Annotated in this window: 18 protein-coding genes; 3 read left to right on the top strand and 15 right to left on the bottom strand. The window is 66.2% G+C overall.

Annotation, left to right across the window (positions count from 1 at the left end; translation table 11 throughout):
• Nucleotides 1–11: 11 nt before the first annotated feature.
• A complete protein-coding gene (locus AC1DIN_RS19665) occupies nucleotides 12–755 on the bottom strand; it encodes an ABC transporter substrate-binding protein (protein ID WP_441471915.1) in 744 nt (247 codons plus the stop codon).
• A gap of 143 nt (nucleotides 756–898) precedes the next feature.
• Complete coding sequence (locus AC1DIN_RS19660) at nucleotides 899–2,224, bottom strand: NAD(P)/FAD-dependent oxidoreductase (RefSeq protein WP_476811011.1); 1,326 nt, start codon at nucleotides 2,222–2,224, stop codon at nucleotides 899–901.
• A 219-nt stretch (nucleotides 2,225–2,443) separates the two neighbouring features.
• On the opposite strand from AC1DIN_RS19660, the gene AC1DIN_RS19655 reads away from it, so the two are divergent.
• Nucleotides 2,444–2,932 (top strand): Lrp/AsnC family transcriptional regulator, encoded by a 489-nt coding sequence (locus AC1DIN_RS19655; RefSeq protein ID WP_199086284.1) that lies wholly within the window; start codon nucleotides 2,444–2,446, stop codon nucleotides 2,930–2,932.
• Nucleotides 2,933–2,938: 6 nt separating this feature from the next.
• Here the strand turns inward: AC1DIN_RS19655 and AC1DIN_RS19650 are convergent, their stop codons facing one another.
• The 7 genes from AC1DIN_RS19650 to AC1DIN_RS19620 all read right to left on the bottom strand — a co-directional run bounded on the left by AC1DIN_RS19650 (nucleotide 2,939) and on the right by AC1DIN_RS19620 (nucleotide 11,434).
• Complete coding sequence (locus AC1DIN_RS19650; RefSeq protein ID WP_476811010.1) at nucleotides 2,939–4,606, bottom strand: ABC transporter ATP-binding protein; 1,668 nt, start codon at nucleotides 4,604–4,606, stop codon at nucleotides 2,939–2,941.
• Complete coding sequence (locus AC1DIN_RS19645; protein WP_476811009.1) at nucleotides 4,606–5,463, bottom strand: ABC transporter permease; 858 nt, start codon at nucleotides 5,461–5,463, stop codon at nucleotides 4,606–4,608. Before AC1DIN_RS19645 ends, AC1DIN_RS19650 begins: the two co-directional genes overlap by 1 nt.
• 2 nt (nucleotides 5,464–5,465) lie before the next feature.
• Complete coding sequence (locus AC1DIN_RS19640) at nucleotides 5,466–6,416, bottom strand: ABC transporter permease (RefSeq protein ID WP_476811008.1); 951 nt, start codon at nucleotides 6,414–6,416, stop codon at nucleotides 5,466–5,468.
• A gap of 88 nt (nucleotides 6,417–6,504) precedes the next feature.
• A complete protein-coding gene (locus AC1DIN_RS19635) occupies nucleotides 6,505–8,118 on the bottom strand; it encodes an ABC transporter substrate-binding protein (RefSeq protein WP_476811007.1) in 1,614 nt (537 codons plus the stop codon).
• A gap of 64 nt (nucleotides 8,119–8,182) precedes the next feature.
• A complete protein-coding gene (locus AC1DIN_RS19630; protein ID WP_476811006.1) occupies nucleotides 8,183–8,899 on the bottom strand; it encodes an HAD-IA family hydrolase in 717 nt (238 codons plus the stop codon).
• Between the two features lie 292 nt (nucleotides 8,900–9,191).
• Entirely contained in the window at nucleotides 9,192–10,568 is a 1,377-nt protein-coding gene (locus AC1DIN_RS19625; protein WP_476811005.1) for an aminotransferase class III-fold pyridoxal phosphate-dependent enzyme, read from the bottom strand.
• Nucleotides 10,569–10,582: 14 nt separating this feature from the next.
• On the bottom strand, nucleotides 10,583–11,434 hold the full coding sequence (locus AC1DIN_RS19620; RefSeq protein WP_476811004.1) for a GNAT family N-acetyltransferase: 852 nt from the start codon (nucleotides 11,432–11,434) through the stop codon (nucleotides 10,583–10,585).
• A 321-nt stretch (nucleotides 11,435–11,755) separates the two neighbouring features.
• Here AC1DIN_RS19620 and AC1DIN_RS19615 point away from each other — a divergent pair, with 321 nt between their 5' ends.
• Both AC1DIN_RS19615 and AC1DIN_RS19610 read left to right on the top strand, forming a co-directional pair.
• Nucleotides 11,756–12,424, top strand: a complete 669-nt coding sequence (locus AC1DIN_RS19615) for a haloacid dehalogenase type II (protein WP_441471907.1) — start codon at nucleotides 11,756–11,758, stop codon at nucleotides 12,422–12,424.
• 11 nt (nucleotides 12,425–12,435) lie between these two features.
• On the top strand, nucleotides 12,436–13,713 hold the full coding sequence (locus AC1DIN_RS19610; RefSeq protein WP_476811003.1) for an NAD(P)/FAD-dependent oxidoreductase: 1,278 nt from the start codon (nucleotides 12,436–12,438) through the stop codon (nucleotides 13,711–13,713).
• Nucleotides 13,714–13,777: 64 nt separating this feature from the next.
• Here the strand turns inward: AC1DIN_RS19610 and AC1DIN_RS19605 are convergent, their stop codons facing one another.
• The 6 genes from AC1DIN_RS19605 to argE form a co-directional block, all read right to left on the bottom strand.
• Nucleotides 13,778–15,232: an NAD-dependent succinate-semialdehyde dehydrogenase gene (locus AC1DIN_RS19605; protein WP_476811057.1), complete on the bottom strand. Its 1,455-nt coding sequence runs from the start codon at nucleotides 15,230–15,232 to the stop codon at nucleotides 13,778–13,780.
• Between the two features lie 19 nt (nucleotides 15,233–15,251).
• Nucleotides 15,252–16,295 carry a tartrate dehydrogenase gene (locus AC1DIN_RS19600; protein ID WP_441471905.1) on the bottom strand — a complete coding sequence of 348 codons (1,044 nt, stop codon included), beginning with the start codon at nucleotides 16,293–16,295 and terminating at the stop codon, nucleotides 15,252–15,254.
• Between the two features lie 10 nt (nucleotides 16,296–16,305).
• A complete protein-coding gene (locus AC1DIN_RS19595) occupies nucleotides 16,306–17,769 on the bottom strand; it encodes an aldehyde dehydrogenase family protein (protein ID WP_476811002.1) in 1,464 nt (487 codons plus the stop codon).
• Nucleotides 17,770–17,901: 132 nt separating this feature from the next.
• Nucleotides 17,902–18,261: a cupin domain-containing protein gene (locus AC1DIN_RS19590; RefSeq protein WP_476811001.1), complete on the bottom strand. Its 360-nt coding sequence runs from the start codon at nucleotides 18,259–18,261 to the stop codon at nucleotides 17,902–17,904.
• Between the two features lie 30 nt (nucleotides 18,262–18,291).
• Nucleotides 18,292–19,215, bottom strand: a complete 924-nt coding sequence (locus AC1DIN_RS19585) for a 2-hydroxyacid dehydrogenase (RefSeq protein WP_476811000.1) — start codon at nucleotides 19,213–19,215, stop codon at nucleotides 18,292–18,294.
• Between the two features lie 24 nt (nucleotides 19,216–19,239).
• Nucleotides 19,240–20,373 (bottom strand): acetylornithine deacetylase, encoded by a 1,134-nt coding sequence (gene argE, locus AC1DIN_RS19580; protein ID WP_476811056.1) that lies wholly within the window; start codon nucleotides 20,371–20,373, stop codon nucleotides 19,240–19,242.
• Nucleotides 20,374–20,456 lie beyond the last annotated feature (83 nt).

Raw genomic sequence — 20,456 nt, 5'->3', positions numbered from 1 at the left:
ACGCCTAGCGCTTAGAGACCCCACTTCTTCAGGATCGTCTCGAAGCGGCCATCCTTCTTCATGTTCGCGAGGCTGGTGTTTATCTTCGCAAGCAGCTCGGCATTGCCCTGCTTGACGGCGATGTTGATCGGCCCCGGCACCGAAGGTTTGTAGGACTTGACCAGCCGCAGCTGCGGGAAGCGCCCCTGCGCGAGATTGTAGGCCAGGATCGGATAGTCGCCGATGCCGGCGTCGAGGCGGCCGTTGGACACGTCGCGCAGGATGTCGGGCAGGCTGTCATAGGCGTTCACCTCGGCCGGCGCGCCCGATGCCTTGAGGGCGTCGATATAGCGGGTGCCGATCTGGCCGCCGACCTTCTTGCCCTTGAGATCCTCGAAGCCGACATAGTCCTTGGCATCGCCCGACTGAACCACCAGACCCTCGCCATAGGCGTAGACGTCCTGGCTGAAGTCGACGACCTTGGCGCGCTCCGGAGAGCCGTACATGGCGGCGGAAATGATATCGATCTTGCCCGAGGTAAGAGAGGCGATCAGCGTCGAGAACTGCATCGGCTGGATTTCGACCTTGAAGCCGGCGTCCTTGCCGATTTCCTCGATCACGTCGACCATCATCCCCTGGATAGTGTTGGTCTTGGCGTCGAGGAAGGTGAAGGGCGTGCCCGTCGGCGTTGAGCCGACCTTGTAGACTGTCTGCGCCTGGGCGGTCGCCGCGGCGATCATCATGCCGAGCGCTGCAACCGTTCTGAACCCGATCATCCCATTCCCCTTTTTGCGTTGAAGTCACCCAGAATCGGAGCCGGGCCATGCAGCATCCGTACCTGCCGGGGCGAACGACAAGACGGATTTGTTTCGGAACCATAAGACGGACTTATGCGGTCCGCTGCGAGCAGCACCGCCACTTAGAACTCCGCCACCTTGCCGAAGGCTGAGCCCTCCAGCCGCTCGGGCCGGTAGGCTCGCGGATCGACGATCGGCTTCGCGCCGGTCACGATATCCGCGATCATGTGACCTGCGCCCGGGCCGATCCCGAAGCCATGGCCGCTAAACCCGGCCGCGAGAATGAACCCCGGCAGGCCCGCGAGTTCGCCGATGGCCGGCACGCCGTCCGGCGTACTGTCGATGTAGCCGGCCCAGCGTGCCGCGACCGGCACGGATTTGAGGCCCGGCAGCAGGCGCTGGGCGCGCACGTGGGTCTCGGCGATCTGGCGCGGATCGGGCGTCGGGTCGAGGATGCGGTTGGCCTCCATCGGCGTCGGCGCGTCGAGCTTCCAACGGCCGAGCGTCTCATGGCCGGCCTTCCAGCCTTCGAGCCCGCCGATGGCGAGGTTGCGCCAGCGACGCATGAACATCGGCACGAACTGGCGAGCGAAACGCAGTTGCTGCGGCGTGGGATCGACGCGGGCGCCGCCGCTGATCGCCAGCGTGTAGCCGCCATCGCTGCGGCGCGTCACCGAGACTGCGGCCGTATGCAGCGCGTCGGGCAGGCCGGTAGCGCCCGGTGCGACGGACAGTATCGACGAACGGACAGAGGATTGCGGGAAGCGGATGCCGTACTGGTTGAGGAAGGACGAGGCCCAGGCGCCGCCCGCGTGGATGACCGTCCCCGTGCGGATCGTGCCCTTCTCGGTCACGACGGCCGAGACGCGGCCGCCCGTCGTCTCGAGCCCGCGCGCGGCACAGAATTGATGCACGCTGCCGCCAGCCTTGAGGATGCCGCGCGCGATCACTGGCGCCGCGCGGGCGGGGTCAGCGGTGCCGTCCGTCGGCGAGAACACGCCGCCTTTCCAGCGCTTGCCGGTCGCGCTGCCGCGGGCCGAGGCTTCGTCAGCGGAGAGCATATGGGTGACGACACCCTCGCCGACCGCGAAATCGCGCCATTTCGCCCAGGCAGCCAGTTGCGCGTCGTCATCGCTTAGATAGAGCAGGCCGCAGCGCCGGAAGCCGAGATCCTCTCCGATCTCTTCGGCAAACCGATTCCAGAGCGTGAGGCTTTCCGTCGCCATCGGCAGCTCGCGGGCATCGCGATTCTGCTGCCGGCACCAGCCCCAGTTGCGGCTCGACTGTTCGGCGCCGATGCGGCCCTTCTCGACGAGCGCGACCTTCAGGCCGCGGCGCGCGAGATAGTAGCCAGCGCAGACGCCGACAATGCCGCCGCCGATGATGACGACATCGGCACTCTCGGGCAGGGCAGGGCTGGTCTCGATCTCGGACAGTGGCGCTGGCATCGCGGTCTCCTTGTGGAGGCGAGACTATCTGCCGGCCAACGGGCATGTGCACCGCAGATCGGATCGCCGCAGCATTTCCTTCCGTTTCGACAGCCCAATTCTGCCATCGCTTGCGCCCGGCACCTGTTAGACACTGCGCATGGTTCGCGGCATGATCTGCTGCCGGAGCGCTGGGCCGGAAGGCGCGGCGTGGCCATCCGTCGATCGAAGGGAACACCCATGAAGCTTGACCAGATCGACATCAAGATCCTCTACGAGCTGCAGAAGAACGGCCGGATCACCAATGTCGAGCTGGCCGAGCTGGTGAACCTGTCGCCGAGCCCCTGCCTGATGCGCGTGAAGAAGCTGCAGCAGGACGGCTACATCACCGGCTATTCCGCCCGCATCAATATCGGCAAGCTCGGCCAGACGCTGACGGTCTTCACCGAGGTAACGCTCAAGAACCACCGGCAGATCGATTTCGCGCGCTTCCTGGCCGCCATCGAAAAGCTCGACCAGGTGATCGAATGCCATCTGGTCTCGGGCGGCTACGACTATCTCGTCAAGTTCGTCACCAGCGGCATCATCGAATACCAGACGTTGATGGAGCGGCTGATCGACCTCGATATCGGCATCGACAAGTATTTCAGCTTCGTCGTGCTGAAGTCGCCGATCGTGAAGCCGCATATGCCGCTGACCAGCCTGTTTCCGGTCACGGCGACGAGCTGAGCGGCCTCAGCGCTTCGAGAAGGCCGCGACGAGTTCCGGGTCCCGTTCGAGCTTGTCGAGCCAGGCCGGATCGAGCTTGGGCACGGACGACATCAGCAGCCGCGAATAGGGATGGCCGGCGGCGCTGCCGACCTGGCCGGCGGGTAGTTGCTCGACCTTCACGCCGCGATACATGACCGCGACCTCGTCGCAGATCGCCTGCACTGTCGTCAGGTCGTGGCTGATGAAGAGGTAGGACAGGCCGAGCTCGCGCTGCAGATCCTTGAGCAACTCGATGATGGCCGCGGCCACCACGGTGTCGAGCGCGGAGGTGATCTCGTCGCAGAGGATCAGTTCGGGGTCGGCTGCGAGAGCGCGCGCGAGGTTCACGCGCTGCTTCTGCCCGCCCGACAATTCGCTTGGCAGCCGATGCTTAAGCGCACGCGGCAGATGCACGAGTTCGAGCAGGCGGTCGATGCGCGCATCGCGGGCGGCGCCGCGCAGGCCATGGTAGAAGGTGAGCGGCCGGCCCAGGATGTCCTCGATCGACTTGGCCGGGTTGAGCGCGGTATCGGCCGACTGGAACACGATCTGGAGCTTGCGCAATTCATCGGCGCTGCGGTCCTGCGCCCGCGGCGCCATCGGCTTGCCGTTGAAGGCGATCGTGCCTGAGGAGGGCGGGATGATGCCGGCGATGGAGCGGGCGAGCGTCGATTTTCCGCAGCCGGACTCGCCGATGATGCCGAGATTGCGCCCGCGCTCCAGCTTGAAGCTGACCTTGTCGACGGCCAGGATCAGCGGCGTTCCATCCGCCTGCAGCTTGCCGTAACCGGCGCTGATGGATGCAAGTTCGAGCACGGGGCGGGGAGCCGCGCCTTCCGGGCTCGCCACCTGTGCAGGGACGCGGCCGGGCGGCGCGAAGGCTGCGAGTAATTTCTGGGTGTAGGGGTGTTTCGGCGCCGACAATATCTGTGCAGTGGCACCGATCTCCTGGATGACGCCGCCCTTCAGGACGACGATGCGGTCGGCGATCTGCGCGACGACGGCCAGATCGTGCGAGACATAGACGCCGGCCATCCGGCTCTGGCGCATCACGGATTTGAAGGCGCGCAGGACTTCGATCTGCGTGGTGACGTCCAGCGCCGTCGTCGGCTCGTCGAAGATCACGACCTTCGGATCGCCAATGAGAGCCATGGCCGCTGACAAACGCTGCAACTGGCCGCCGGAAACCTGGTGCGGATAGCGCCCGCCGATCGTCTCCGGCGAGGGCAGGGACAGTGCTCGGAACAGGTCCACCGCCTTGGCCTCGGCCTCGGCACGCGGCATCAGTTCATGGATGCGGGTGATCTCGATCACCTGGTCCATGATCCGCTGCGCCGGATTGAAGGCGGCGGCCGCGCTCTGCGGCACATAGGAGACCGTGACGCCACGGACCTTCGCTCGCTCCTTCTCGGGCAAGCCGGCCATGTCGCGGCCGTTGACGCTGACGCTTCCGCCGGTGATGCGGCAGCCCGTGCGGGTGTAGCCGAGCAGGGTCAACGCGATCGTGGTCTTGCCCGAGCCGCTCTCGCCGATCAGCGCGACGATCTCGCCAGGCGCTATCTCGAAGCTCACGTCCCTGATGATCTCGACGCGTCGGCCGGCATCGGTGGTGGCTTCGACCTTGAGGTTCCGGATTTCGACGAGAGGGCTCATCATTCGCTCCGGTCGCGGATCTTCTGCGGCAGGTTGTCGATCAGCATGTTCACCGCGATCGTCAGGCTGGCGATGGCGAAGGACGGCGCCATCACAGCCGGCGAGCCGAAAGGCAGGCCGCCGATATTCTCACGCACCAGCGAGCCCCAGTCGGCCTCCGGCGGCTGCACGCCGAGGCCGAGGAAGGACAGGCCGGACAAGAGCAGCACGATGAAGACGAAACGCAGGCCTACATCGGCCAGCACCGGCCCGATGATGTTGGGCAGGATTTCCGCGCGGATCAGGTAGCTCAGCTTCTCGCCGCGGATGCGCGCCACGGTTACGAAATCCATGGTGTTGACGTTGACCGCGAGTGCCCGGGCGAAGCGATAGGAGCCGGGCGTGTAGATGATGCCGAGGATCAGCATCAGAATGGGGATCGAGGAACCGACGCCGGCAACGGCGACGAGAGCGAACAGTTTGCTGGGAATCGAGCTCAGCGCATCCACGAAGCGGCTCAGCACAGTGTCGAACCAGCCGCCTCTGACGGCCGCCGCCATGCCGAGCGTGACGCCGATGGTGCAGGCGATCAGCGTCGCCGCAAGCGAGATGCCGACGGTGTAGCGCGCCCCGAACAGAATACGCGAGAGCATGTCGCGGCCGAGATAATCCGTCCCGAGCGGGAACTGCAGACTCATCGGGCCGAAATAATCGGTATCAACGATGTCGCTGATGCCATAGGGCGTCATATAGGGCGCGAGGATCGCGATCAGCGCCCAGGCCAGGATGATGATGAGGCTGGTGCAGCCCGTGAGGTTGAACCGATACCTGGCTCGGCGCGGGATGGTGGTCGTCGTGTTGGTGGCGTCGATGGCCATGGTCAGCGCAATTTCGGGTTCGACAGGATGGCGATGACGTCCGCCGTCGTGATCAGGAACAGGTAGACGACGCAGAAGATCATCGCGCAGCTCTGTATGAGCGGCAGGTCTCGCGTCGCCACGGCATCGACCATGAGCTTGGCGATGCCGGGGTAATTGAAGATCGTCTCGACGATGATGACGCCGCCCAGCAGGTAGGAGAGCGACAGCGCAACGGCGTTGACGATAGGACCGAGCGCGTTGGGCAGCGCATGGCGCAACACGACTCGCGGGCGCGATGCGCCCTTCAGCTGCGCCATCTCCACATAGGGCGTGTTGAGCGCCTCGACGACGGCGGCGCGCGACATGCGGATCATCTGGGCGGAAATGACGAAGCTCAGCGTGAAGACCGGCATCGCGTAGATCCGCAACATCTCGCCGAAGGAGTGGATGTCTCGCGCAAAGGAGAGCGCCGGCAGCCATTTCAGCCAGACCGCGAAAATCAGCACGCCTGCTGTCGCGATCATGAATTCCGGCACCGAGATCACCGTGATCGTCGCCATCGTGATCGAGCGGTCGTAAAGCGAACCGCGCAGCATGGCGGAGCTGATCCCGAGCGCGAGCGCGATCGGAACCGAGAAGAGCGCGGTTGCCGCCGCAAGCTGGAGCGAATTGCCCAGGCGCCCGGCGATGAGTTCCGCAATCGGCCGGTTATTGGCGTAGGAAATGCCGAGATCGCCGGTCAGCATTCCGCCGAGCCAGCGGAAGAAGCGCAGGATCGCCGGGTCGTTGAGGTGCATCGCTGCGCGCAGGCCCGCCACGGCTTCCGGCGTCGCCGCCTGGCCGAGCAGCACCTCCGCCACGTCGCCGGGCAGGATCTGGGTGGCGCAGAACACCACGAAGGAGACGATCAGCAGCGTCAGCAGTGCGACGAGCAGCCGTCCGCCAAGCAGGGACAACAGGTGAAGGTTCATCGACGCTCCCGCAGCTGACACCTCCGACCGGAGTGTGACACGAAATGAGGGCCGGACGCACGCGCCCGGCCCGCAGGAGAAAAAGGCTTTAGCCTTCGAGCCAGACGTACTCGGCGAAGGCGTAGCCCATCATCCCGCCGAGCGGGTTCGGGAGCAGGCCCTTGAGCTTGTTCGAGATCGCGTCGACGTTCGAGATGTAGACCGGGATCGCGGTGCCGGCCTCGTCGGCGACCATCACCTGCATCTCGCCGTAGATCTGCTTGCGCTTGGCCTCGTCGAGCGAGCCGCGCGCCTCGAGCAGCATCCTGTCGAACTTCTCGGACTTGTACTGGCTCTCGTTCCACGGCGCCGTGGAGGCGTAGAGCAGCGAGAACAGGATATCCGGCGTTGGCCGCGGGTTGATGTTGCCGAAATGGACTGGGGCCTTGAGCCAGTAGTTCGACCAATAGCCGTCCGAGGGAACGCGCTGGATGTCGAACTTCATGCCGATCGCGTTGCCGGCCTGCTGGACGAGTACGGCCATGTCGACCGAGGAACCGGCGGCATCCGAGGCCACGATCGGGATCGACTGGCCGAGGACGCCTGCCTTCTGGAAGAGGGATTTCGCCCGCTCCGGATCGAACGCCTTCGGCTTCAGATCCTTGTTGTGATAGACGTTCATCGGCGGAACGGGCTGGTCGTTGGCGATCTCGGCGAGGCCGCGCAACGCCGATTTCTGGATCTGCTCGCGGTTGAGCAGGTATTTCATGCCCGTCACGAAATCCATCTTGTTGCCCGGTGCCATGTCCAGGCGCATGTTGAGGTTCGTGTAGTTACCGGTCGTGGTCTTCGACAGCACGACGCCGGGCTGACTCTCGACCAGGCGCATCGAGCGCGGATTGATGGCGGCGGCGAGCTGGATGTCGCCCGAGAGCAGCGCATTGACGCGCGCGGTGTCGTCGGTGATCGCGAAGAACTCGAAGGAGTCGAGGTTCGCGCCGCCGGACTTGAAGTAGTTCTTGTTCTTGACCGCGATCGAGCGCACGCCGGGCTCGAAGCTTTCGCAGGTGAAGGCGCCGGTGCCGTTCGCCTTGGCGAAGTTCGTGGTGCCGTCGGCGATGATCATGAAATGGTGCGTCGACAGGATGGTCGGCAGGTCGCCGTTCGGCGCCGCCAGCGTGATCTCGACCGTCAGCGGATCGACAGCCTTGAATTCGGTCATCTGCTTGGCGAGCGAGTTCGACTTCGAGCCGACGGCCGGGTCGAGATGGCGCTTCAGCGAGTAGATGACGTCGGCGGAGGTCAGCGGCTTGCCGTCATGGAAGGTGACGCCCTTCTTGATCGTGACGGTCCAGACCTTGGCATCCTTGGTCTCGAACTTGTCAGCGAGCTCCATCTGCAGCTTGCCGTCCCCGTCCAGGAAGGTCAGGCGGTTGTAGAAGGCGCAGCAGCGGACATAGTCCGTCGACAGCGAGGCCTTGGCCGGATCGAGCGTGTCGGCGGTCGAGGATGACCAGCCGGCCGCCTTCAGGTTGCCGCCCTTGACCGGCGTCGCCGCGAGCGCGGAGGTGGCGCGCGCCAGCACGAGGCTGCTGGCGGAGGCCGCCAGGCCGCCGGCCATGAGCATCTGCAGGAGGTCGCGGCGGCTGGCGCCGCGGCGGATCGCATTCTCGACGATGGCGTCGTCGGCGCTCGTCCAGCTGGAAGAAATCTTGTCGGTCATGCTCATTCCCCTGTTCTGATTTGCGCCGTTGTTCCGGCGTTGGTCTTCTTCGTTACGGGTTCCTTCAAGCCACCAGACTGGCCTCGACGGCGTCGGCGAGCGCGCCCATCGAGGTGAAGTGGAAGTCGGGTTCGGTGAAGCGTTCCGGCTCGATAGTGCCGCCATACCCGGGCTGGGCGTGGCGCCGCTGGATCCAGCAATTGGTCAGGCCGAGCTTCCGCGAGATTCCGATGTCGTGATACTGGCTCTGCGCGACATGCAGGATCTGCGCGCGCGAGCCGCCATCCTTCTCGACGAAGGAGAAGACCTGCTCGAAGAAGGCGGGGTCCGGCTTCTCCGTGCCGGTGTCGTCGACGGTGAAGCTGGCATAGAACGGGTTGCCGAGGGCGCGGGAGAAATGCTCGAAGGCCCAGCGCTGGGCATTGGTCATCGCGATCAGCTTGTAGCGCTTCGACAGCCGGGCCAGGGCATCGATGCTGTCCGGGAAGGGGCGCCAGTCCTTGACGGCGTCCCGCAGGCGCTGCCCACGGCTCTCGCCGGACGGCAGGCCGAGCTTCGGCGCGATGACGCCGTAGACGCGGACGAGATCATCAGGGAAATGCTGGACATCGGGCATATACCGGGCCGCCCGGTAGAGACTGAGGGCTTCCTCGCCATCGAACGGCACCCCGGCCTCGCGAGCGATGGCCGCCAGGCTATCGACGAGGCCGCCCTCGAAATCGATCAGGGTGCCCACGACGTCGAACGTCATATAGCGGAAGTCGCCGAAACTCTTAGCCATCGCCTCTCCGCTTCCCCCGCCACTCACAGGCGGGAATCCGTGGTCGTCAGCGAGCGCACTCGCATCGTCACCGGGCTGCTCGGCCACTGGTCGTGACGGTTGCGCTCTGTTCCCCTAGCCGGTCTCTGTCGGCCATGAGCGAGTTTCCCACTGCTGGCTCGCCGGATACGCTGAATGTCGAAAATCGTGCGGCACAAAATTCCGAATTCACAGCCTTCGCGGCATCTGGCCTTCGCGGAGCGGGCACGGGGATGACCCTGCATCCGCCCCGCCTTCGCGGAGCCTGTCCGCGTCACGCCATCGCAGCGCGCACATCCGGGTCGGCCAGCGTCTCGTCGAGCGTCGCGCGGGTCCGTTCGACGATCGCGTCGATCTCGGCATCGGTGCAGCACAACGGCGGGGCATAGCCCAGCACGCCGTTGCCGAAGGCGCGGATGACGAGGCCCTTGTCCCAGGCGCGGTCGAAGACGCGCTGGGCCGGGACGGCAGCGGCAGGAAGTGGCGTCTTCTTCGCCTTGTCGGTCACGAGCTCGACGGCGGCCAGCATGCCGCGGCCGCGCACTTCGCCGACCAGCGGGTGGTCGCGGAGGCTTTCGAGGCCTGCCATCAGGCGAGCGCCGGCCTTGCGGCCATTGTCGAGCAGACCGTTCTCATAGAGACGCAGCACCTCGAGACCCACGGCGGCGCTGACCGGATGGGCGGAATAGGTATAGCCGTGGCCGACCGCCGCCGCGCCCGAGCCGTCCGCGATGACGTCGTAGACCTTCTGCGACATCAGCACGGCGCCCATCGGCACATAGCCCGAGGTCAGCCCCTTCGCGACCGTCATCAGGTCGGGGACGATGTCCTCGTCCTCGCATGCGAAGAGCGGGCCGGTGCGCCCGAAGCCGGTGATGACCTCGTCGGCGACGAAGAGGATGTCGAATTCGCGGCAGAGCTCGCGCATTGCCTTGACCCAGCCTGGTGGCGGAACGAGCACGCCGCCGGAGCCCTGGATCGGCTCGCAATAGAAGGCTGCGACGCGATCGGCGCCGCCCACGGCCTCGACCTTAGCCCTGAGCGCTGCCAACGAGGCGGCGATGACGGCTTCCGGCGCGGAACCAGCCGGGTTGCGGTAGGTGTAATGGGACGGAATCTTGTGCTGCCAATCATAGGGCACGCCGAAGCCGGCGTGGAACGCGGGCAGGGCAGTGAGGCCGGCGCCGACGGTCGAGGAGCCGTGATAGCCCTGCTCGATCGAGATGAACTGGTCCTTCTGCGGCTTGCCGCGGGCCTGCTGGTAATAGCGGATGAAGCGGACCGTGCTGTCGACCGCGTCGGAACCGCCGAGTGTGAAATAGACGCGGTTGAGATCCCCGGGCGAACGCTCGGCGAGTTCGGCCGCCAGCCGGATCGCGGGTTCGGAGCCGAGGCCGAAATAGCCCGTGGCGTAGGCCAGCTCGCGCATCTGGTTCGCCGCGGCCTCGACGATGCTGTCCTGCCCGTAGCCGGCATTCACGCACCATAGCCCGGCAAAGCCATCGATGAGCTGCTTGCCGGAAGCGTCGGTGATGGTCGCCCCCTTCGCGGAGCGCAGCACGCGCACGCCGGCCTTCTCATGGCCCCGATAGGAGGCGACCGGGTGAATCCAGTGTTCGCGATCAAGTTCGATCAGGGAATTGCTCAACATGGCGGTTCTCCAGACTATCCGAGCGCCTGACTGGCGAGTGCGAAGGGTTTGGCGGGGCCGAGCGGCGGCCGGCCGGTCACGTTGCGGCGCATGGCGATTCCGCCGCCGACGCCCACGAGGCCGCGGGCGGAAAGCCATGGCGAAAGCTCATGCCATTCGGCCGTGTCGACGCGCAGGAAGGCCCCAGACCGGCTGGCGATCAGGAAGCTCATGAGGCTCTGCGCCTGTTCCAGGGTATTCGCGACGACCGGTCCGATCACCTCGCCACGGCCGAACGGGCGCAGCGCGGCATAGCCGACGACCCGGCCGGCTTCACGGAGGATGACCATTCGCCCGGCTTCGGCCAGGAGCCTGAGCAGAGGGCGGCGATCCATCCCCTGCGCCTCCAGATCGAGCGCGGCGACCGCAGGGAAGTTTTCCGAACCGACCCAATCCAGTTCGATGGCGTCGTTCGCCGCATCCGCCGGCAGCGGCGCGGGAATGCCTTGGTGCTGACGGATCTCGTGAGTCGCGTTGAATCCGAGCTTTTCATAGAGGGGCAGGCCGTCCGCGGTCGCGGTGAGCCGGCATTCGCGCGCGCCGCAGGCATGCAGGGCGGCATCCATGAGCTTCCGGCCAAGGCCCCGTCCGCGCATGCTGGCTGCGACGATCACCATGTTCACGGTCGCGCAATTGTCCCCGAACGGCGTCAACATGGCGGTGCCGACCACGACATCGCCCTGAAGCGCGACGAAGCCGTGGCTGAGGGTCAGGAGCATCGCCCAGTCCTCGCGCCGGTGGGGCCAGCCAGCCTCGCGTGAAAGCAGAACTGCGCCATCGAGATGGTGTTCGTCGAATGCGACGAGATCGATCGTTTCCGGGTTCATGATGCTTCACTTCGTATCCGTTGCATCATGGATAGGCCGTGCGCCGGCGCAGTTGCTCCTAAGGAACGGTGCCGGGCGATATCTTCGACCGTAGGAATGCGGAGCGACCGCATGGAATGCCACGAACCCCCAGAAGGAGTCGGTAGTCACAGGGCAGAGCGGGGCCGGGCGGCGATGCGGGCGCAACTCTCTGCCATAGCCTTATGGACGGACGGCAGTTTGTGCTTCCTGCCGCGGGCAATGCGGTGCTCGCGCCGTTCTGCCCCCGTCTATGATCCCCGCTAACGGACACAACCGTTTCGCCATAGGGGATTTCAGCGGATGACTGTCTTCAAGCCCAAATTCGTCACCTTCGACTGCCACGGCACGCTGATCTATTTCGCGATGGATAAGGCCGCGCGCGCGCTTTACGGCGACAAGCTGGACGAGCCGGCGATGCGGACCTTCATCACGAATTTCTCGGCCTACCGGCTCGACGAGATCCTCGGCGACTGGAAGCCCTATGAAGAGGTCGTCTACAATTCGCTGGAGCGCACCTGTCGCCGTAACGGCGTCGCCTTCCGCCCCGAGGATGCGCGCTGGATCTATGAGCAGGTGCCGACCTGGGGGCCGCATGCGGACGTGCCGGCTGGCCTCGCCAAGGTGGCGAAGGAAATCCCGCTCGTCATCCTGTCAAATGCCCAGAACGACCAGATCCCGCATAACGTCGCTCGGCTCGGCGCGCCCTTCCATGCCGTCTACACGGCCGAGCAGGCCCGGTCCTACAAGCCGCGTATGAAGGGCTTCGAATACATGTTCGATATGCTCGGCTGCGGCCCGGAGGACGTCTGCCACGTCTCCTCCTCGTTCCGCTACGACCTGATGACGGCGCATGACCTCGGGATCAAGAACAAGGTCTGGGTCAATCGCGGGCACGAGCCGGCCAATCCCTATTATGGCTATACCGAGATCAAGGACATCGGCGGGCTGCCCGGCGTGTTCGGGCTCTGAGGCCGCGGCCGATGCAGTTCAAATCCTATTGGCATGATACGGCCAACAGCTTCTCCGGCGCCGCCGAGGGGCCGGTCGAAGGCATCTATGACGTGGCCGTCGTCGGCGGCGGCTTCACCGGCCTCGCCGCTGCGCGCCAACTTGCCATGGCCGGCGCCAGGGTCGTGGTGCTGGAGGCGGAAAGCGTCGGATACGGAGCCTCGGGCCGCAATGGCGGCCATCTCAACAATGGCCTCGCCCACAGCTTCATCGCCGCCAAGGCGGCGATGGGCACTGAGCGTGCCGTCGCCCTCTACAAGGCCTTCGACGATTCCGTCGATACGATCGAGCGGATCGTCGCCGAGGAGGGCATCGACTGCTCCTTTCGGCGCGCCGGCAAGCTCAAGCTCGCCTCGAAGCCGGAACATGTCGCCTCGCTCACCCGCAATTTCGAGGTGCTGCATCGCGAGGCCGATCCCGATACAGCCATGCTGAACCGGGCCGAGCTTGCGGGCGAGATCGGCTCCGATAGCTTCCATGGTGCGATGCTCTCGAAGAAGAGCGCCATGATGCATATGGGCCGCTTCGTGACAGGCTTGGCCGCGGCGGCCGTCCGGCACGGCGCGGTGATCCATGAGCACGCGCCCGTCACCGAGCGGCGGCAGGAGGGCCGGCGGCATGTCCTCCAGACGCCGCGCGGAAGCGTTTCGGCGAAGGATGTGCTGGTGGCCACCGGCGCCTATACGGCCGGACCCTTCTCCTGGTTCCGGCGCCGGATCGTCGCCGTCGGCAGCTTCCTGATCGCGACGCGGCCGTTGAGCGATGCCGAGGTTGCCATGACGATGCCGGGCAACCGCACCGCCGTGACCTCGCTCAACATCGGCAACTACTTCCGCCTCGCGCCGGACAATCGGCTGATCTTCGGCGGGCGGGCGCGCTTTTCGGCAAGCTCCGACCAGACCTCGGATGCCAAGAGCGGCGCCATCCTGCGCGCGAGCCTCGCCGGCATCTTCCCGCAATTGAAGGATGTCGGGATCGACTATTGCTGGGGCGGGCTGGTCGACATGACCAAGGATCGCTATCCGCGCGCCGGCTATGAGGACGGCGTCTGGTATGCGATGGGCTATTCCGGCCACGGCGCGCAGATGTCGACGCATCTCGGCATGATCATGGCCGACGCCATCCTCGGCCGCCCCAATCGCAACCCGCTCGAGGGACTCGCCTGGCCAGCGGTGCCGGGCCATTTCGGCAAACCCTGGTTCATGCCGCTGGTCGGCCTTTACTACAAGATGCTCGACCGGATTCAGTGAATCGCATCGCCGACGGTAGACGGAAAAAGGGCGCCGGGAGGTTTCTCCCGTCGCCCTTGGCGTTTCAGAGACCGCCGATATGGAAGGCCTTGACCTCGAGATATTCCTCGATGCCGAGCTGCGAGCCCTCGCGGCCGAGGCCGGATTGCTTGACGCCGCCGAAGGGAGCGACCTCCATCGAGATCGCGCCGGTGTTGAGCCCGACCATGCCGAACTCCAGCGCTTCGCCGACGCGCCAGGACCGGCGGATGTCCTGCGTGAAGAAATAGGCGGCGAGGCCGAACGGCGTGCCGTTGGCGATGGCCAGCGCCTCCTCCTCGCTGCGGAAGCGGAAGAGCGGCGCGACCGGCCCGAAGGTCTCCTCGCTCGCCAGCAGCATCACGGTGGTCGCTTCGCCCAGCACGGTCGGCGTCGCATACTGCTTGCCGTTTGGCATGTCGGCGGCACTGGCGAGGCGCGTGGCGCCCTTCGACAGCGCGTCCTCGACATGGCGCTCGATCTTCTCGAGTGCGGCGGCGTTGATCATCGGGCCGATGTCGATGCCCGCATTGGTGCCGGGGCCGACCTTCATCGCGTTGACGCGGGCCGAAAGCTTCTCGGCGAAGCGGTCGTAGATGCCGTCCTGCACCAGGATGCGGTTGGCACAGACGCAGGTCTGGCCGCCATTGCGGAACTTGGAAACCAGGACGCCCTCGATCGCGATGTCCAGATCGGCATCGTCGAAGACGATGAAAGGCGCGTTGCCGCCGAGTTCGAGGCTCAGCCGCTTGATGCTGTCGGAGGCCTGTTTCATCAGCAGCGCGCCGATGCGCGTCGAGCCGGTGAAGGAGATCTTGCGCACGGCGAGATTGCCGGTGAGCTCGGCGCCGATCTCGCTCGGCATGCCGGTGACGATGTTGATCACGCCGGCCGGGATGCCCGCCCGCTCGGCCAACACGCCGAGCGCGATCGCCGAGTAGGGCGTCAGCTCGGAGGGCTTGATCACCACGGTGCAGCCGGCGGCGATAGCCGGCGCGACCTTGCGAGTGATCATCGCGTTTGGGAAGTTCCACGGCGTGACGATGCCGCAGACGCCGACCGGCTGCTTCAGCACGAGGATGCGGCGGTCGGCCGTCGGCGCGGGAATCGTCGAGCCGTAGATCCGGCGGGCTTCTTCGGCGAACCATTTCACGAAGGAGGCGCCGTAGCGGATCTCGCCGCGCGCCTCGGCCAGCGGCTTGCCCTGCTCGCGCGTCAGGATCAGCGCCAGATCCTCGATATGCTCGATCATCAGCGCATGCCAGGCTTCCAGCAGCGCGGCGCGCTCGGCCGGCGTCTTCGCGCGCCAGTTGTCGAAGGCGGCGGTTGCGGCCTCGATCGCCGCGCGCGTCTCGGCTGTGCCGGCATCCGGCACCGTGCCCAGCGCGCTTTGGGTCGCCGGATCGATCACGTCGAGCGTGCGGCCGGAGGCGCCGGCGCCCCACGCGCCGCCGATCAGGCAGGCCTCCCGGACGAGGCCGGGATCGCGAAGGCCATCGATGGTCATGTCGGCTCTCCTGTCAGTTCAGTGCCGCGAGGATGGCGGCCGTGATCTCGGTGGTCTTGTGCTCGCCCGGCTTCGTGCCGATGCCGCGGCCGGTGGCGGTCTCGATGGCGCCCATCACGGCTGCGGCGGCTTGTGCCTGCCCGAGATGCTCCAGCATCATCGCGCCCGACCAGATCGCGGCGATCGGGTTGGCGATGCCGAGATGCGCGATATCCGGCGCCGAGCCATGCACGGGCTCGAACATCGAAGGCGCGTCGCGCTCCGGATTGATGTTGGCCGAGGCGGCATAGCCCAGGCCGCCCTGGATGGCGGCGCCGAGATCGGTGAGGATGTCGCCGAAGAGGTTGGAGGCGACCACGACGTCGAGGCTCTCGGGCGCCATCACCATGCGGGCCGCCATGGCGTCGATGTGGTAGTTCGCGACTTCGACATCGGGATAATCCGCCGCGAGTTTGGCGGTGATCTCGTCCCAGAACACCATCGAATATTTCTGGGCGTTGGACTTCGTCACCGAGGCGAGCTTGCCGCGGCGCTTGCGAGCCTGCTCGAAGCCGAAGCGCAGAATGCGCTCGACGCCTTTGCGCGTGAAGATCGATGTCTCGACGGCGACCTCATCGGCCGTGCCGTTATGGACGCGTCCACCGGCTCCTGCGTACTCGCCCTCCGTGTTCTCGCGAATGCACAGGATGTCGAAGGCGCCCGCGCGCAGCGGACCCTCGACGCCCGGCAGCAGGCGATGCGGCCGGATATTGGCGTATTGCACGAAGGCCTTGCGGATCGGCAGCAGCAGCCCGTGCAGCGAGACCGAATCCGGCACGCGCTTGGGCCAGCCGACCGCGCCGAGCAGGATCGCGTCGAAGCCGCGCAGGGTCTCGATGCCGTCGGCCGGCATCATCGCGCCGGTCTCCTCGTAGAAGTCGCAGGACCAGGGGAAGCTGGTGCCGTCGAGCGCGAAGCCCGCGCCGGAAGCCGCCTTGGTCAGCACCTCCCAGGTCGCGTCGATGACGGCGCTGCCGATGCCGTCGCCCGGGATCAGGGCGATCTTGTAGGATGTCACGGTTTGCTCCTCACAGCGCGATCAGGACGCTTTTCGATTTCCGGTTCGCAAGATAGGCCTCGCGCCCGAGGTCTTTGCCAAGGCCGGACTGCCTGTAGCCGCCGGTCGGCAGGATGTGGTCGCGCGAGCGCCCGTAGCGATTGACCCAAACGGTGCCGGCCTGCAGGCGGTTGATCGCGCGCAGCGCCCGCGACAGGTCGCGCGTGTAGAGGCCGGCGCAAAGCCCGTAGGTCGGATGATCGGCGAGCCCAAGCCCTTCCTCTTCCTCCCGGAAGGTCTGGACGGTCAGGACCGGCCCGAAGATTTCCTCGGTCACGGCAGGCGAGATGGCGTCGACGCCCTCCAGCACGGTCGGCGCATAGAAATAGCCCGCGCGGTCTAGGCGTTTACCGCCGAGCCGGCACTTGGCGCCGCCCGCCACCGCTGCATCCACGATGCTTTCCATGCGAGCGATCTGCCGCTCCGAGATGATCGGCGAATAGGCGCTCGTCGCATCCCAGGTCGGGCCGGGCCGGACCGCGCGCATACGTTCGACGATGAGGTCGACCAACTCCTCCGCGACGCTCTCCGCCACGATCAGGCGCGAGCCTGCGACGCAGGCCTGGCCGGCATTGCCGAGGATGCTGCGGGCTATGGCGGCGGCGGCGAGCGGCAGATCGGCGTCGGAGAAGACGAGCTGTGGGCTCTTGCCGCCGAGTTCGAGCGTCATCGGCTTGATGCCGGTGCGGGCAATGTTTTCCATGATCGCGGCGCCGGCGGCAGTCGAGCCGGTGAAGCTGACCTTGGCGATATCGGGATGGCCGGTGATCGCGGTGCCGGTCGTCCAACCGTCGCCGAGCACGATGTTGATCAAGCCGGCCGGCAATCCGGCCCGAACCGACAACTCCGCCAGGTAGAGCGTCGCGAACGGCGTCATCTCGGATGGTTTCAGTACGACGGCATTGCCGGCCGCGAGCGCGGGGCCGAGCTTCCAGCCGGCCATGTTGATCGGGAAGTTCCAGGGCGTGATGGCGCCGACGACGCCATAGGGCTCGGTCGCGATCATGCCGAAGCTGTCGGAGCCCGTCGGGACAAGATCGCCGCCTTCCTTATCGGCGAATTCGGCGAAGAAGCGGATTTGCTCGGCCGTCACGGGGACGTCGCCCGCCATCAGCTCGGAGATCGGCCGGGTCGAGGCGATGGCCTCCAGCCGCGCCAGGGTTTCCGCTTCCGCCTCGATGAGATCGGCCCAGCGGTGGAGCGCGCGGGCACGCTCGCGCGGCGCCAGCCGTCCCCAGCCGCTTTGCGCGAGGGCTGCCTTGGCGGCGGCCACGGCGCGGTCGACGATATCGGCATCGGCAATCGGGCAGGCGGCAAAGGCAATCGCGTCGGAGGGGCGATGCAGATCAATGCCATCCCTAGCGTCGACCCATTCGCCGGCGATGAAATGGCCGCGCGGGAGCGTGACCGAAGCGGGATCGAAACTCAGCGGCACGGCGTATCTCCGGATGGTGGTCTCCCGAGCCTAGTTCCGCCCGGCCCGAAGTTTGCGCCTGTGAGGGCCGCCCCGCCGACCGGAAATCCTGTTTGCGAGGTCCCGGGCGGCCGATTCTTCGGTACGCTTACGTCAGCCGACGATCACGTAGATCTTTCGGACGGTCTCGATCGTCTTCCAGACGCCGACGAAGCCGGGCTTCATCACGAAGCTGTCGCCGGCCCGGAAGGTCCGCGGCGCCTGGCCTTGCTCGGTCAGCTCTATGACGCCCGAGAGGATGTAGCAGAACTCCATCATCTCGCCCTTGATCGAGTGGTTCTCGCCGGGCGTCGCTTCCCAGACGCCGGTACGGACTTTCCCCGTGCCTTCTCGGGACTCGTCCTGCGCCCAGGTCTTGAACGAGGGATCGCCGGAGATCAGGCGATCCGGGGCCGCCTTCGAATGCTTGGGCTCGCTGGTCGGGGCAAGGTCGAGCTTGACGAGGAGGGACATGGGGAAGCCTTTCGTGGGGGGTGAAGGGTTTCAGTAGCCGCGGCTGCGATCGACGAGGCCGATCGGCGGCAGGCCGGAGCGGTGACGGCGGAGGTTCTCGATCACGGCCTTGGCGGCGGGCGCGGCCTCGACCTTGCTGGCGATATGCGGCGTCAGGATCACCTTGGGATGGCTCCACAGGCGATGATCGACCGGCAGCGGCTCCGGCTCGGTGACATCTAGGACGGCAGCCGAGAGATGGCTGCTGTCGAGGGCATCAAGAAGGGCGGCGTGGTCGAGATGCTGTCCGCGGCCGACATGCACGAGGCCGGCGCCGGCAGGCAGCTGCGCGAAGAGTTCCGCGTTCAGGATGCCGGCGGTCTCCGGCGTGAGCGGCAGCAGGCAGATCAGGATGTCGGTTTCGGCGAGCAGGGTCGCAAGGCCCGCCGATCCGTGAAGGCAGCGAATCCCGTCGATCGTCCGCGGCGAGCGACTCCAACCGGAAATCGGGAAGCCGAAGGGCTTCAGGCGCTCGATGACCGCCGACCCCATCATGCCCAGCCCCAGCACGCCGATCCGCCTGTCCGGGGCGGATACGAGATCGTAGGGTTCCCAGTGTGCAGCTCTCTGCTGGGCGATGTAGAGCGGCCATTGCCGGTGCAGGGCGAGAACGCCGAGCGTGACGTATTCCTGCATCATCCGGGTGATGCCCTCGTCGACCATCCGCACGACCAGGACCTCGGCCGGCAAGCCATCCGTGTTCATCTGGTCGATGCCGGCCCCGATCGAGAACAGGATCTCCAGATTGGAGAAGCGCTCGAGATTCTCCGGCGCCGTCCAGGTGATCAGGTAGCGGATTTCGGCGGGGTCGTAGGGATCGCTGGTTCTGATGAAGCGGATATCGGGCAGCTCTTCGGCAAACTGCGCTGCGAACACCCGTGCCCGCTCGTCAGTCGAATTGAAAAGGAAGGTCAAGGCGAGCTCCTTGAGATCGGGAGATCAGAGTGTTTCCTGCGCGAATTGCGCGCAGAGCCGTTCGAGCATGCCGACGCAGGCCGCAAGCTCGCGGCGCGTGATGTATTCGTCGGGCTTGTGGGCGCGGGCGATGTCGCCAGGCCCGCAGATGATCGCGTCGATTCCGGCAGCCTGGTAGAGGCCGGCCTCCGTGCCATAGCTCACTGCCGCGAGAGGCGCTTCGCCCGTGATCCGGGTCATGAGGCGGGCGATCGGCGCATCGGAGGGGAGGGACAGGGCAGGGTAGCCGGCGATCGGCTGCCAGCTGGTTCCGAAGCCCTCGACCCTCAGGGCCTCGAGCGCCCGGCGAACCGGTTCGAGCAAGGCCGCCGGCGAAGCGCCGGCGATGGCGCGCGCCTCGATCTCGACGATGCAGCTTTCCGGGATGATGTTCAGCGCGTCGCCGCCACGGATCGTGCCGATCTGGATGGTGGAGTAGGGCGGTTCGAAGACGGGATCGAGCGGGCCGTCGCTCAGCTTCGAGGCAGCCTTTTCCGCTGCTGCGATCACCCGCCCCATTGCATGGATGGCATTGAGACCGAGATCGGGGCGGGAGGAATGGCCGGACCGGCCGTGAATCTCGGCGCGCGCGGCGGCCTTGCCCTTATGGGCGAGGATCGGCCGGAGCCCGCTCGGCTCTCCGATGACGGCTGCCGCTGGCATGGCGCAGAGCGAGGGCAACCGGGCGATGAGATGGGGAACGCCACGACAGCCGGCCTCCTCGTCATAGGAGAAGGCGAGGTGGATTGGCCGGGCGGACCTCAGGGCAACCAGAGCCGGGACGATCGCGAGCACCGCGGCGAGAAACCCCTTCATGTCGCTCGTGCCGCGCCCGAACAGCTTGTCGCCCTCCGCGCGCAGCTGAAACGGATCGGCGCTCCATTGCGGCTCCTGCGCCGGGACGACGTCCATATGGCCGGACAGGACGAGGCCGGCGACATCGCGCGGGCCGATCGTGGCGAACAGGTTTGCCCGGTCGCCTTCCGGGCCGGGGAGTAGCTGTGCTTCGATGCCGAAGTCGCCGAGATACTGCGCGACCCAGCCCGCGATGGCGGCGTTGGACTGCCCCACCACGGAGGGGAATCGGATCAATGCCTTCAGGATCTCTTCCGGCGTCACGGACGGCTCCGGCTCCAGCTGCGCTCGCGACAGGATAGGGGCGGTGCGCCGGCGGTCGGATCGTTTCATCGCGGTCTGACGGA

The sequence above is a fragment of the Allobosea sp. 05T438 genome (assembly GCF_056396025.1).
Note: the sequence above shows the minus strand (reverse complement) of the source record. Positions and strands in the feature narration are given on the sequence as shown.

Excerpts from the sequence above, each read along its gene's own strand:
- AC1DIN_RS19665 (WP_441471915.1), bottom strand. The coding sequence starts at position 755 with ATGATCGGGTTCAGAACGGTTGCAGCGCTCGGCATGATGATCGCCGCG.
- AC1DIN_RS19660 (WP_476811011.1), bottom strand. The coding sequence starts at position 2,224 with ATGCCAGCGCCACTGTCCGAGATCGAGACCAGCCCTGCCCTGCCCGAG.
- AC1DIN_RS19655 (WP_199086284.1), top strand. The coding sequence starts at position 2,444 with ATGAAGCTTGACCAGATCGACATCAAGATCCTCTACGAGCTGCAGAAG.
- AC1DIN_RS19650 (WP_476811010.1), bottom strand. The coding sequence starts at position 4,606 with ATGAGCCCTCTCGTCGAAATCCGGAACCTCAAGGTCGAAGCCACCACC.
- AC1DIN_RS19645 (WP_476811009.1), bottom strand. The coding sequence starts at position 5,463 with ATGGCCATCGACGCCACCAACACGACGACCACCATCCCGCGCCGAGCC.
- AC1DIN_RS19640 (WP_476811008.1), bottom strand. The coding sequence starts at position 6,416 with ATGAACCTTCACCTGTTGTCCCTGCTTGGCGGACGGCTGCTCGTCGCA.
- AC1DIN_RS19635 (WP_476811007.1), bottom strand. The coding sequence starts at position 8,118 with ATGACCGACAAGATTTCTTCCAGCTGGACGAGCGCCGACGACGCCATC.
- AC1DIN_RS19630 (WP_476811006.1), bottom strand. The coding sequence starts at position 8,899 with ATGGCTAAGAGTTTCGGCGACTTCCGCTATATGACGTTCGACGTCGTG.
- AC1DIN_RS19625 (WP_476811005.1), bottom strand. The coding sequence starts at position 10,568 with ATGTTGAGCAATTCCCTGATCGAACTTGATCGCGAACACTGGATTCAC.
- AC1DIN_RS19620 (WP_476811004.1), bottom strand. The coding sequence starts at position 11,434 with ATGAACCCGGAAACGATCGATCTCGTCGCATTCGACGAACACCATCTC.
- AC1DIN_RS19615 (WP_441471907.1), top strand. The coding sequence starts at position 11,756 with ATGACTGTCTTCAAGCCCAAATTCGTCACCTTCGACTGCCACGGCACG.
- AC1DIN_RS19610 (WP_476811003.1), top strand. The coding sequence starts at position 12,436 with ATGCAGTTCAAATCCTATTGGCATGATACGGCCAACAGCTTCTCCGGC.
- AC1DIN_RS19590 (WP_476811001.1), bottom strand. The coding sequence starts at position 18,261 with ATGTCCCTCCTCGTCAAGCTCGACCTTGCCCCGACCAGCGAGCCCAAG.